This window comes from Bradyrhizobium sp. Kon56 (assembly GCF_055807635.1).
Window position 1 is genome coordinate 224,495 of the sequence record NZ_JBVVOU010000003.1, and the last position, 13,006, is coordinate 237,500.

The 13,006-nt window shown below is 62.6% G+C and carries 11 protein-coding genes (1 of these 11 only partly in view); 9 read left to right on the forward strand and 2 right to left on the reverse strand.

The annotated features are described in order from the left end of the window. Positions 1-87 precede the first annotated feature (87 nt). Complete coding sequence (locus AC0L3B_RS06695) at positions 88-1,632, forward strand: acyl-CoA synthetase (RefSeq protein WP_026232503.1); 1,545 nt, start codon at positions 88-90, stop codon at positions 1,630-1,632. 17 nt (positions 1,633-1,649) lie between these two features. Here the strand turns inward: AC0L3B_RS06695 and AC0L3B_RS06700 are convergent, their stop codons facing one another. Then, entirely contained in the window at positions 1,650-2,192 is a 543-nt protein-coding gene (locus tag AC0L3B_RS06700; protein ID WP_473380188.1) for a methylated-DNA--[protein]-cysteine S-methyltransferase, read from the reverse strand. A 139-nt stretch (positions 2,193-2,331) separates the two neighbouring features. Here AC0L3B_RS06700 and AC0L3B_RS06705 point away from each other — a divergent pair, with 139 nt between their 5' ends. The 7 genes from AC0L3B_RS06705 to AC0L3B_RS06735 all read left to right on the forward strand — a co-directional run bounded on the left by AC0L3B_RS06705 (position 2,332) and on the right by AC0L3B_RS06735 (position 10,719). Further along, the gene (locus tag AC0L3B_RS06705) at positions 2,332-3,150 is read left to right on the forward strand and encodes an alpha/beta fold hydrolase (protein WP_473380189.1); all 819 of its coding nucleotides are present in this window, start codon (positions 2,332-2,334) and stop codon (positions 3,148-3,150) included. Between the two features lie 2 nt (positions 3,151-3,152). Further along, positions 3,153-3,965: an alpha/beta fold hydrolase gene (locus AC0L3B_RS06710; protein ID WP_473380190.1), complete on the forward strand. Its 813-nt coding sequence runs from the start codon at positions 3,153-3,155 to the stop codon at positions 3,963-3,965. A gap of 191 nt (positions 3,966-4,156) precedes the next feature. Beyond that, complete coding sequence (locus tag AC0L3B_RS06715; RefSeq protein WP_446480796.1) at positions 4,157-4,834, forward strand: GntR family transcriptional regulator; 678 nt, start codon at positions 4,157-4,159, stop codon at positions 4,832-4,834. Positions 4,835-4,918: 84 nt separating this feature from the next. Then, entirely contained in the window at positions 4,919-5,719 is an 801-nt protein-coding gene (locus AC0L3B_RS06720; RefSeq protein ID WP_473380191.1) for a phytanoyl-CoA dioxygenase family protein, read from the forward strand. Positions 5,720-5,885: 166 nt separating this feature from the next. Next, positions 5,886-7,199 (forward strand): NAD(P)H-dependent oxidoreductase, encoded by a 1,314-nt coding sequence (locus tag AC0L3B_RS06725; protein ID WP_446480794.1) that lies wholly within the window; start codon positions 5,886-5,888, stop codon positions 7,197-7,199. A gap of 42 nt (positions 7,200-7,241) precedes the next feature. Next, a complete protein-coding gene (locus AC0L3B_RS06730; protein WP_473380192.1) occupies positions 7,242-10,313 on the forward strand; it encodes an ATP-binding protein in 3,072 nt (1,023 codons plus the stop codon). A gap of 64 nt (positions 10,314-10,377) precedes the next feature. Next, positions 10,378-10,719, forward strand: coding sequence for a DUF6984 family protein (locus AC0L3B_RS06735; RefSeq protein ID WP_473380193.1), 342 nt, complete (start codon positions 10,378-10,380; stop codon positions 10,717-10,719). 96 nt (positions 10,720-10,815) lie between these two features. Here AC0L3B_RS06735 and AC0L3B_RS06740 read toward each other — a convergent pair whose 3' ends face one another. Next, entirely contained in the window at positions 10,816-11,901 is a 1,086-nt protein-coding gene (locus AC0L3B_RS06740; protein ID WP_473380194.1) for an NAD-dependent epimerase/dehydratase family protein, read from the reverse strand. Positions 11,902-12,188: 287 nt separating this feature from the next. Between AC0L3B_RS06740 and AC0L3B_RS06745 the strand changes: the two genes are divergently transcribed. Beyond that, positions 12,189-13,006: the 5' portion of a TRAP transporter substrate-binding protein gene (locus tag AC0L3B_RS06745; protein WP_473380195.1), read on the forward strand. 271 nt of this gene lie beyond the right edge of the window; only the first 818 of its 1,089 coding nucleotides appear in the window; its start codon is at positions 12,189-12,191; the stop codon falls past the right edge of the window.

A 13,006-nucleotide genomic window follows, 5' to 3' on the forward strand; every position in this document is an offset into this window, starting at 1 on the left:
AACGCTGCGGCGCAGAGCCGGGACCCATGCCTCACAATGGACCCCGGATATCCGGGGAACGTTACTCCCAGCCGCGTAAACAGAGACATGACACACCCCTCCATCCACGCCCGCGCCACACCCGACAAGATCGCCTATCAAATGGCCGGGACCGGCAAGGCGATTACCTATCGCGAGCTCGACGAGCTCTCGAACCAGGGCGCGCACCTGTTCCGCTCGCTCGGGCTGAAGGCCGGCGACCACATCGCGCTGCTGATGGAGAACCGCCTCGCCTTTATGGAGATCTGCTGGGCTGCGCAACGCAGCGGGCTCTATTACACCGCGATCAGCCGCTATTTAAAGCAGGACGAGATCGACTACATCATCGCCGATTGCGGCGCCAAGGTCGTGATCACGACACCGAAATGTGCCGACCAGATCAAGACGCTGATCAAGGGTGCGCCCGGCGAGCCGGTCTTCTACATGATGGACGAGCCGCAAGCCGGCTTCCGCTCCTACGACAAGGAAGCCGCCGCACAGCCGACAACCCCGATTGCCGACGAGGTTGCCGGCTATGACATGCTGTATTCGTCGGGCACCACGGGCCGGCCCAAGGGTATCAAGAAGGCTTTCGAGGGCAAGCCGATCGACGAGCCGAACGCGTTTCTGCGCGTGCTCTGCGCCAGCATGTGCGGCATGAACGCCGAGACTATTTATCTCTCACCGGCACCGCTCTATCACGCCGCTCCCTTGCGCTTCAACATGATGGCGGTCCTGCTCGGCGGCACCTCCATCATCATGGAGCACTTTGACGCCGAAGATTTCCTGAAACTGGTCGAAAAGTACAAGGTGACCCAGGCGCAGCTGGTGCCGACCATGTTCGTGCGCATGCTGAAGCTGCCGAACGAGGTCCGTAACCGCTACGAAGTCTCGACACTGAAGGGCGCGATCCACGCCGCCGCCCCCTGCCCGGTCGAGGTCAAGGCCAAGATGATCGAATGGTGGGGGCCGATCCTGATCGAATATTACGCGGGCTCCGAAGGCAACGGCGTCACCGTCTGCAACTCGAAAGAATGGCTGGAGCACCGCGGCAGCGTCGGCCGCGCCGTGGTCGGCAAGATCAAGATTCTGGACGAGAACGACGAGGAGCTGCCGACGGGCGAGATCGGCACGGTCTATTTCGCCGATGCGCCGGTTTTCGCCTATCACAACGATCCCGAGAAGACGAAGAAGGCCTATAACGCAAAAGGCTGGTCGACGCTCGGCGACGTCGGCTATCTCGACAGGGATGGCTTTCTCTTTCTCACCGACCGCAAGTCCTACATGATCATCTCGGGCGGCGTGAACATTTACCCGCAGGAGACCGAGGACGTGCTCATCACCCACCCCGAGGTCGCCGACGTCGCCGTGTTCGGTGTGCCGAACGAGGAGATGGGCGAAGAGGTCAAGGCGGTGGTGCAGCCGCACGATCCCAAGCGCGCCGGCAAGGAGCTCGAGGCCGACCTGATCGCCTATTGCAGGAGCCGCCTCTCGACGATCAAATGCCCGCGCTCGATCGATTTCGAAGCCGAGCTGCCGCGCACGCCCACTGGGAAGCTGGTGAAGCGGCATTTGCGCGACAAATATTGGCCGATGGCGGCGGCGAAGATCTAGCCAGCGGCGTCATCGCCTCAATCAAACAAGCTCGGCGTGTGGTTCACCAGCGCGCCTTCGATCTCCAGCATCTTCAGCTTCGTCACCACGCCGCCATTCGCGGAGAAGCCGCCGGGCTTGTTGCCGGCCGCCAGCACGCGATGGCAGGGCACGACGATCGGGCACGGGTTGCGGCCGAGCGCCTGGCCCACGTCGCGCGACAGCTCGACAGCGCCGAGTTGCTTGGCGATGTCGCCATAGGTGACGGTCTTGCCCGGCGGAATGGTGCGGGCGATCGCGTAGACCCCGCGGTTGAAGTCGGGCACGCCATCGAGATCGAGCGGGATGTCGGTGAGGTCATCCGGCTCGCCCGCGAGCAGTTTTGTGATGCGGTCGATCGCCTGCTGTACTTCGGCGGTCGGCGCGGCTTCGCTGGCATCGGCATGGCGCTGGCTGATGCGGGTGCGGATCTTCTGCTCACCGCCCATCGGCAGTTGCGTGCCGTTGATGCCGCGCGGACCCCAGGCAATGGCGCAAAGGCCGATCTTGCTGTCGAAGAGGGCAAAATGCTGGTCGGTCATAACTTCGTCCTTGGCTTGCGTTCCCCTCGCATGCCCCAATGTGAACTGAGCTCAAATCTAGACTTGGAAATAGTTGCGATCCACCCGGTTTCCGGGAATCTTGCACAGGAGTTCCGCCTTCCCTGTTTGCGAGCCCAGAATGCAAAGCCTCCACGTCAACGGATACGACATGCCCTATCTCGACGTGGGCGAAGACCGAGGGCGGCCGCCGCTGGTCTGCGTGCATGGTTCGCTCAACGACTTTCGTGTCTGGGGCTGCGTGCTCGGTCCGCTGTCCCAGCGGCACCGGCTGATGGCCGTCAGCCTGCGGCACTTCTTCCCGGCGCAATGGGATGGCGTTGGCGACACCTATTCGATCGCCCAGCATGTCGACGACGTCATCGCCTTCATCGAGGAGCTCGACCTCGGCCCGGTTGATTTGATGGGCCATTCCCGCGGCGGGCACATCTGCTTCCGCGTGGCGCAGCGGCGGCCGGACCTGCTCCGGCGGCTGGTGCTGGCCGAGCCCGGCGGGGAGCTCGACGCGAGCCTCGATCCAGACTATGCCGGCGGCCCCTCGCCGTTGCTGGCGCGGTTCACGGCCTCGGCCGAGAAGATCGCGGCCGGCGACATCGACGGCGGCCTTGCAGTCTTCGTCGACACGCTGGAAGGGCCCGGCACCTGGCCGCGGCTGCCGGCCCTGGTGAAGCAGAATCTGCGTGACAACGCCTTCACGCTGATCGGCCAGGTCCGCGACAACCGCCCGCCGTTCTCGAAGGCCGACGCGGAGTCCATCAGGATGCCGACGCTGTTCATCCTGGGCGCGCGGACCAAGGGCCTGCTGCCGAAAGTGCTGCATGCGCTCGCGGCGCATGTGCCGTATTCCAGGACGGCGGTCATCCCAAACGCAACGCACCCGATGTTCGAGCAGGCGCCGCAGAAATTCTCCGAACTGGTGCTGGATTTTCTGGCGGGCTGATCATGCAGACACTTCGCGTCAATGGTTACGACATGGCCTATCTCGAAGTGGGCGAGGGGCCGCCGCTGGTCTGCGTGCACGGCACGCTCGGCGATTTCCGCACCTGGTACTCCGTGCTCGGTCCGCTGTCGAAATCGCATCGCGTGATCTCGGTCAGCCTGCGGCATTTCTTTCCCGAACATTGGGATGCCGTCGGCGACGATTACAAGATGGCCCGGCACGTCGCTGACGTGATCGCTTTCATCGAGCAGGTCGAACCCGCGCCGGTCGATCTGATGGGCCATTCGCGCGGCGGCCACATCGCCTTTCGTGTGGCGCAGTCGCGGCCCGATCTGTTGCGAAAGCTGGTGCTGGCAGAACCCGGCGGTGATCTCGATGCGAGCCTGCCGGTGCCTGCGGGCACGCCCGCGCATCCGCCGCTGGCGGCGCGCACGGCGCGCTCGGTCGAGATGATCCGCGCCGGCGACATCGAGGGCGCGCTGCAGAACTTCTACGAAGGCATCGAAGGCGACGGCTCGTGGCGGCGCGTGCCGGCGGCGGCGAAGCAGCAATTGCGCGACAACGCGATCACCTTCCTCGGCCAGATCAACGAGCAGCGCAGGCCCTACACGCTCGCGGACGCGCAGGCGATCACGACCCCGACGCTCCTGATCGGCGGCGGGGCGACGACGGGGAGCCTGTCGGTGATGTGGCGTGTGCTGGCCGAGCACATCACCGGGGCCAAGACGGCCGTGATCCCCAATGCCGGACACTGGATTTTCGAGCAGGCACCGCTGCAGTTCGGCGAGGCCGTGAACGCGTTCCTGGCGGAGTAGGCGGCCTCACATCTCTTTTCCTTGAAAACAACCCCATGCACAGTAGCCGAGCCCAGCAATATCAATGGCTTGGCGAAGCGCAAAAACGAGGTTGGACGCTCTATTGGTCCACGCTTGACGCCCTTCCCCTTCTCGCCGTATCTTCGAATACGGAATTCCGTATTCCCTCTCATGGTCACGGAGCTGCCGGCGTGATCCCTCTCGACCCGCTTCCGAACTTGATCGACCAGGTCTATGCGCGGATCCTGGAGGCGATCTCCGACCGCACGCTGCAGCCCGGTCAGCGCATCCGGCAGAACGAGCTCGCCGACAGGCTCGGCGTGTCGCGCCAGCCGGTGTCGCATGCGCTGCATCTGTTGCATCGGCAGGGGCTGGTCGCCGAGAGCGGCCGGCGCGGCTTTGAAGTCACCCAGCTCGATCCCGCACGCATTCGCCAGCTCTACGAGGTGCGCGGCGCGATCGATGCGCTGGCGGCACGGCTTGCCGGCGAACGCGCCGCAAGCGATGCGGCGGGACGCGCGCGGCTGGAGGCGGCGCTCGCCGCCGGACGTGGCATCGACGGCAAGACCACGCTCGCCGAGCTGATCGCGCTCGACGTCGCCTTTCATCGCGCGATCTATCGGCTCGCCGGCAATCCCGTGATCGAGGAGACGATTACGCCGCAATGGCCGCATATGCGCCGCTCGATGGCGACGGTGCTGTCCGAGCTCGATTATCGCAGTAGCGCCTGGGCCGAGCATGCCGACATCGCCGGACACATTCTCACGGGCGATGCGAAGGCGGCCGAACGTGCGGCGCTTGCGCATGCGCAGACGGCTGGACGGATGACCGAGGAGAGATTGAGGGCGACGGAAGAGGCGGCGGCGTAGCAGCCACCACCGCCAAAGACGTGGATGGCCGGGTCAAGCCCGGCCATGACGAGCGATAACAAAAATTAAACAGGAGGACGTCCCATGAAACTGTCCCAGGAGCAATTGGAGTTCTTCCACCGCGAGGGCTGGCTGTTCCTGCCCGAATTGTTCAGTCCGGAGGAGGTCGATCTCCTCGCGCGCGAGGCGGTCGCCATCTATGACGCGAACCGGCCGGAAGTCTGGCGCGAGAAGAGCGGCGCGCCACGTACCGCCTTTGCCGCGCATCTCTACAACGAGGCGTTCCGCATTCTGGGTGCCCATCCGCGCATGATCGACCCGGTCGAGCAATTGTTCGGCGAGCAGGTCTACATGCACCAGTTCAAGATCAACGCAAAATCCGCCTTCACCGGCGACGTCTGGCAATGGCACCAGGATTACGGCACCTGGAAGCGCGACGACGGCATGCCGGAGCCGCGCGCGATGAACATCGCGATCTTCCTCGACGAGGTGATGCCGATTAACGGTCCCCTGATGCTCGTGCCACAGAGCCAGAACGCCGGCGACCTCAAGGCCTCGCACGACCTCGCGACGACCTCCTATCCGCTGTGGACGCTGGACGAGGAGACTGTGACGCGGCTCGTCAAGCAGGGCGGCATCGTGGCGCCGACCGGCAAGCCCGGCGGCATGCTGATGTTCCACGGCAATCTCGTGCATGGCTCGGCCGGCAACATCACGCCCTACCCGCGCAAGATCGTGTACCTGACGCTGAATGCGGTTTCGAACTACATCCGAACCCCGACGCGGCCGGAATACATCGCGCATCGCGACTTCGCCCCGATCAAGACGGTGGAGGACGACGCGCTGCTGCGGCTCGCCCGTGCGCCGCGGCAGGCGGCGGAGTAAGCGTAGTCATGCAAACATCTCAGGCGTCATGCCCGGGCTTGTCCCGGGCATCCACGTCTTGACACCATCTCCAGCAGTAAGACGTCGATGGCCGGGTCAGGCCCGGCCATGACGAACTGATTGAGACACGCGTCTCACGAATTTCTGTATCACCGGGAACATCCCCATGAACCTCTTCCGCCTCCTCCAGGCCCGCGCTGCCGCCGGCAAGCCCGTCCGCGTGGCGCTGATCGGCGCAGGAAAATTCGGCTCGATGTTCCTGGCGCAGGTGCCGCACACGCCGGGGCTTGAGGTGCCCATCATCGTCGATATCGATCGCGACCGCGCGCGCGAGGCTTGCCGCACCGTGGGCTGGAGCGCCGAGCGGATCGCCGCCACCGTCTTCACCGATGACGGCGCGCGCGCCATCGCCGGCGGCGCGATGGACGTGGTGGTGGAGGCGACCGGCAATCCCGCCGTCGGCATCAAACACGCCCGCGCGGCGATCGCGGCCGGCAAGCATATCGTGATGGTCAATGTCGAGGCCGACGTGCTGGCCGGTCCGCTGCTCGCCGAGGAAGCCCGCAAGGCGGGCGTGATCTATTCGCTGGCCTATGGCGACCAGCCGGCGCTGACCGCGGAGATGGTGGATTGGGCCCGCGCCACCGGTTTTCACGTGGTTGCCGCCGGCAAGGGCACGAAATATCTGCCGGCCTATCACGACGTGACGCCTGAAAGCGTCTGGCAGCATTACGGGCTGACCGCGGGCGAGGCACAATCGGCCGGGATGAATCCGCAGATGTTCAACTCGTTCCTCGACGGCACCAAATCGGCAATCGAGATGGCCGCAATCGCCAATGCCTGCGGACTGAACGTGCCCGCGGAGGGCCTGCTGTTTCCACCCTGTGGCGTCGACGACCTCCCGCATATCATGCGGCCGCGCAGCAAGGGCGGCGTGCTCGAGCGATCGGGCGTCGTGGAGGTGGTCTCCTCGCTCGAGCGCGACGGAAGGCCGGTATTTCGCGATCTGCGCTGGGGCGTCTACGTCGTGCTGGAGGCGCCGAACGACTACGCCGCCGACTGCTTCAGGCAATACGGCCTCAAGACCGACGGCAGCGGACGGTACGCGGCGATGTACAAGCCCTATCATTTGATCGGGCTCGAGCTGAACATCTCGGTGTTGTCGGCAGCCCTGCGGAGCGAGCCGACCGGGCAGCCCCATGGTTTCCGCGGCGACGTCGCCTCCGTGGCGAAACGCAATCTGCGCGCCGGCGAGATGCTGGACGGCGAAGGCGGCTACACGGTGTGGGGCAAGCTGGTGCCGGCAGCCGCGAGCCTCAAGGCCGGCGCGCTGCCGATCGGGCTGGCGCATCGCGTGAGGCTGAAGCACGACGTCGCCCATGGCGAGATCGTGCGCTGGAGCGACGTCGAGTTCGACGCAGGCAACGAGACGATCAGGACGCGGAAAGCCATGGAAGCGGCGTTCATTAGCGCAGAGTAGGCCCTGTACTCATAATCGAGATTTATTGGTGCGGACTGAGCGATGTCCGCTGGCCGCCACATGTGCGCGACAGAGGGGCGAACATGCTCTGCTGAGTTCCGCCGCCTTCACCAGTCCATTGATTTCAGTGGCAACCATGGCAAGGTAGCTCGCGCGGCACAACCAGTTGGACGCATGATGATGGTGGGCTCGGTCGTCAATGAAGATCGGCTCGCGAAAGAAAGTTTTTCTTTTGGGCCCTTTGAATTAATCCCGGAGCGGAGACGTCTAGAAAAATCGGGTGTACCACTTCAGTTGGGCGCCCGTAGCTTGGACATCCTTACAGTTCTTGTCGAGCATGCTGGCGAAGTTGTCAGCAAGAAGACTCTGCTAGCTCGGGTTTGGGCCGGCGTCACCGTCGACGAGGGTAGCCTTAGATTTCATATGGCGGGCTTGCGCAAGGTGCTCGGCGATGGAGAGGCCGGAGCGACGTATGTCACGACCGTGCCAGGACAAGGGTATAGCTTCGTGGCGCCTGTCTCACGAACGCTCAAGCCTGTTGCTGAAATCGCAAAATCGGGTCGACGCTCAACATTTCCGAATCGCCTTGGCAGGATGATTGGAAGGGACGACGCCGTGCAAGCGATCTCCTCGCATCTTATGGCCGAACGATTCGTGTCCATTGTCGGTCCGGGCGGTATCGGAAAAACAACTCTGGCAATATCTGTCGGCCACCAACTCACTACAGAGTTTGCCGATCTGGTTCACCTTATTGACCTGGGCTCACTTTCTGATCCGCATCTCGTGGCTGGTACGATCGGCTCGGCGCTCGGACTTGCCGTTGACGATCGCGATCCTATCCCCGGCCTTCTGGCCGCACTGCGAGACATCCGAGTTTTGCTGGTGCTCGATAGCTGCGAGCGTGTGATTGAGGCGGCTTCTGCGCTGGCAGAAACCATCTTCGAGGAAACGCCGCAAGTTTACATCTTGGCAACAAGCCGTGAAACCTTGCGGGTCAGAGGCGAGCACGTTCATTGGATAGCTCCCCTCGAGTTTCCGCCTGAGGGTCCCAATGCACGAGAGGCGATGGCATACGCTGCAGTACAGCTTTTTGTCGAACGCGTTACAGCAAGTCAGCCTCAGTTCATACTCAACGACGTCGATGCACCGGTCGTGGCCGAGATCTGCCGAAAGCTCGACGGAATCCCCCTCGCAATCGAACTCGCAGCTGGTCGTGTGGACGCTTACGGAGTCCATGACGTTTTGCGGCTCCTCGACCACAAGTTCGAGCTCTGGCGAGGCCGGCGAACGGCGTTGCCGCGACACCAGACTCTGGCTGCAACGCTCGACTGGAGCTACGATCTTTTGCCGGAGCTTGAGCAGATTATCCTGCGCCGACTATCTGTTTTCGTTGGGCCGTTTACGATCGAGGCTGCCTTCGCGATCGCGGCCGGAGATGATTTGGACGATTCGCAGGTGATCGAGTCCGTTGCCAGTCTTGCCGCCAAGTCACTTCTGACAGCGAACGCTCGTCTCGCCATCCCGCTATACCGATTGCTGGATACCACCCGCGGGTATGTGCAGGAAAAGTTGGCCAGAAGCGATGATGCAAACCTCGTTGCTCGCCGTCATGCTGTCTATCATTTAACTTTATTCGAGCGGATTGGGGTCGAGCTGTCCGGTTTCCGGAAGAGCGAAAATGCGTCTGCCTCCAAGCTCGTTCGGTCCCTGAAAGGGGCAGGAAGCAACAATCTGACCGAAGCATCGGTTGCCACTAATGGTCGGCCGATCGATGAGATCCGCGTTGCCCTCGACTGGGCGCATGGCAAGTCTGGTGATTCGCTGCTAGCGCTCGACCTCACGGCCGCTGCCGCACCGGTCTGGATTCATCATATGCTCATAGACGAATGTCGGGAGCGGACAGAGCAAGCGGTTTTCCAAATCGACGAAAAGCTGGGTCGTGACGCGCGCCGGGAGCTCCGCCTCTTCTTCACTTTGGCGGTTGCGCATATGGAATCGACCGGGGACGCTGCGATCATCGACGATGCGTGGTTGCGTGTATCCCGATTGGCTGAAGAACTGGACGACAACGAATATCGGCTGAGGAGCTTATGGGGTCTCTGGATAGGGCGATACCTAAGAGGCGATTTCCCCGGTGCACTGCAGATCGCCGAAAAATTCGTCAACCTGCCTGATGGCGCTATCGATGTCGCTGATCGTTTCGTCGGAGAGCGGATTTTGGGAGTGACGCGGCACATTCTAGGGGACCAAGCCGGCGCCCGGCGACATCTGGAAAAAATGCTGGCAGGCTACGTCGCGCCGCCAGGGCAAATGCACGCCCTGCGATATCAGTTTGATCAACATGTGGCTGCCCGAACGTACTACAGCCAAACGCTTTGGCTGTTGGGTTTTCCGGACCAGGCAGCCGCGGTCGGCAAACACGCCTTCGATCGTGCGACGGCACTTGGACACGATTTTTCTCTTCTCTATGCGATTGCCTTCGGCGCTTGCCCTCTAGCGCTTGAGATCGGCAATTTTGATGCTGCGGAAGCGCTCATCTCAACTATGCTTCATCGAGAAGCGACGTTCAGAGCAATGGGAGTATGGGGCCGCTGTTATGCGGGTATTCTGGAGATGAAGGGTGGCCACACCGCTGCGGGCCTTGCCCTGCTTCGCGAAGGCTTGAATGGCTTCCCCCCGACCGGCTTTCAAAGCCGCTATTTATTCCTTCTGGGCAATCTCGCACTCGGTGAGTCTGATATCGGCGATCACCGCGGAGCCAATACAACGATCGAAAGGGCGCTGGCTCAATCGGAAAGGAACGAGGACCGCTGGTTCGTCGCTGAACTGCTGCGCATCAAGGGTATCCTGGCGCTCAATCAAGGTGGCGCGGAGGCGCTCGTGTCGGCCGAAGCGCACCTCAATCACTCTCTCGAGTGGTCACGCCGCCAAGGCGCAATATCCTGGGAGCTCAGGACGGCGACAACTCTGGCATCCCTGATGCAGAAGCAGTCGCGTATCGGTGAGGCACGGGAGCTGCTAGCGCCCCTTTACGTTCGTTTCTCCGAGGGACTTGCCACTGCAGATTTAGTCAAAGCTCGTTCTCTGCTGACATTGTTGAACGAGCCAACCTAGCTTGGATCAATAAGGATTCGCAGCGTGATAGAGCCAATGCACGCCAGCCGCTACGAGAAAGAAGATGCCACGCCCACTCACCCCCGCAGAGCGTGATCTGGTTGCCTTTATTCTAGGTCAGCATTCGCCCTTGCAGGACCATTTTGGGCTCGTCGAGGAAATGAACGACGGTGGGATGGGTAGCCTTCTCTTTGTCGGCGCGGCAGATCGGCGTTTCGGCCGATGTATTGGCGAATGCGAATTCGACGATGCCGATGGAGTGCTGGTGTCGGTCGCGCTGAACCTCGGCCAGCGCGACGAGTTGTTTGAACTTGATCTGTGGAAAGTCGACTTTTCGTCGCTACAGAGGATCGCCGTCCTAGGTGATGTCCGTCCCTCACGGTGGTTGCGACACACGCTCAGATAAGCCAGATCTGAAGCCGTTCGAACCGGCTCGGCCAGCGGACCGCTCCGGGTCACAGTCTGACCTGGGCAACGATCCCGGACATATCCTGGCTCTCGGTCAGGGAAGCAGTCGCTCTTGCTTTGCCTGCCTGAACCACTTCCGGAACATGTCTTCCGTGTCCATCATCTCGGTGAAGCCGGCGCGGTTGATCTTCACGGTCGAGACGATCGAGGGCAGACCGGATTCGGTCTGGCCGAAGCGCAGGCTATAATCGGCGTATTGAAGCGAGAGCCCGACAAATTCGGCCAACGCAGGCGACACAAGGTCGTGCTTGCGGCGCAGCGCATCCCAGGGGTCGACCCAGGATGGAAACGCCTTGGCGAGCGACAGCGGGACCGGCTTACCCGGCCTCATCTCCAGCGCATCCGCGACCGCAGGCCAGATGTTCTCCCAGGTGAAGACGTCGCCATTGGTCACGTTGAAGGCCTCGTTCCGCGCGGCCTCGGCCTCTCCCGACCAAGCGATGGCGCGGGCGAGCAGATCGACGTCGACGGCCTGCCCCACCCGCGGGGCGCCGCCGGGGTAATCGAGCGGCCTGCCCTGCTCGCGCAGCATCGCCGCGTAGACGCCGAGCGGTGGAATCAAATCCATGGCGCCCCCCATGGCGAGGCCGACGATCAGCACCGGCCGCAGGATGGTCCAATGCCAAGCCTTGCCGGCTTGGAGTTGGCGCAAGAAGTTTTCCTGCGCCCAGTAGAAGTTGGGCTGCTCGTACATTTCGGAGCGGCCTTCGCGGGCCGGCACGGTCAACGGGCGAACGTGGACGCCGTAGGCCTTGGTGCCCTGCAGCAGGGCGACGTGCCTGAGGCCGGGTGAGACAGGCTCGAGCGCACCCATCAAATTGCGCAGCATCAAATCGTTGGTCTTGATCTGCTGCGGGTCGCGCCAGCCGTCGACGAGCTGCGGCGCCTCGTAGAGCGCGGCGTAGATCAGATGCGTCGCGCCGCTCAGTTCCGAGGCGGCACGCTCGCAATCCGCTGCACTGGTCAGGTCGATCGGGACATGACGGGCGCCGTAGAGGTCGCGCGGCTTTCGCCGGGACAAGGCAATGACATCGCACCCGCCCGATATGCCGAAGTGTCGCAACGCGGCATTGCCGACGAGACCGCTTGCTCCGGCGACCACGATCTTCTTGCCCGTCATGCGCGAGCCTCCCTGGTTTTTGAATGACCGAATAGCAGATCGCTTGCAGGCCCGACTTGCGTCAGGCCGGCGTTCGCACCTGCGAGGCGCCCATGAGACTTGATTCCGGCGAAGCGCCCGGTCATCCTCGCCGCGGAACCGCAACGATCGGAATTCCATCTTCGAGTGCCCGCAAGGGCCGTTCGGAAACGCCACAACGTCTCAACAGACACGTCGAGCGTCGACGAAGACAAGACGACACCAAGATCGTTCCCTGGTCGAAGCATCGACTTAACGGAGGGAAGCGCATGGAACGTCGTAAATTCCTGACGGCAGGCGGATTGGGCCTAGCCGCAAGTGCCGTCGCTGCGCCGGCGATCGCGCAGTCGATGCCCGAGATCAAATGGCGATACGCCGCGAGCTGGCCGAAGGCGCTGGATACGCTCTACGGCGGCTGCGAGTATTTCGCCAAGCGCGTTGCCGAGATCACCGACAATCGTTTCCAGATCCAGCCATTCGCCGCCGGCGAGATCGTGCCGGGCCTGCAGGTGCTCGACGCCGTCGCCACCGGAACGGTGGAGATGGGCAACACCGCGCTGTATTATTATTGGGGCAAGAACCCTGCTTTTACGTTCGGTACGTCGCTGCCGTTCGGCCTGAACACGCGCCAGCATATTTCATGGCTGCAGTGGGGCGGCGGCCAGGACCTGATCAACAATCTGCTGAAGGAATACAACGCCATCGGCATTCCGACCGGATCCACCGGCGCGCAGATGGGTGGCTGGTTCCGGAAGGAGATCAAGTCGATCGACGATCTCAAAGGACTGAAATTCCGGGTCGGCGGCTTTGCCGGCACGATCATCGCCAAGGTCGGCGGCGTACCGCAGCAGATCGCGGCGGGCGACATCTATCCGGCGCTGGAGAAGGGCACGCTCGATGCCGCCGAATGGGTCGGGCCCTATGACGACGAGAAGCTCGGCTTCGTGAAGGTGGCGAAATACTATTACTATCCGGGCTGGTGGGAAGGCACCGGCCAAGGTCACAACATCATCAATCTCGACAAGTGGAATACGCTGCCGAAGCACTACCAGGCCGCGGTCGATGCCGCGTCGCGCGATACCTTCAC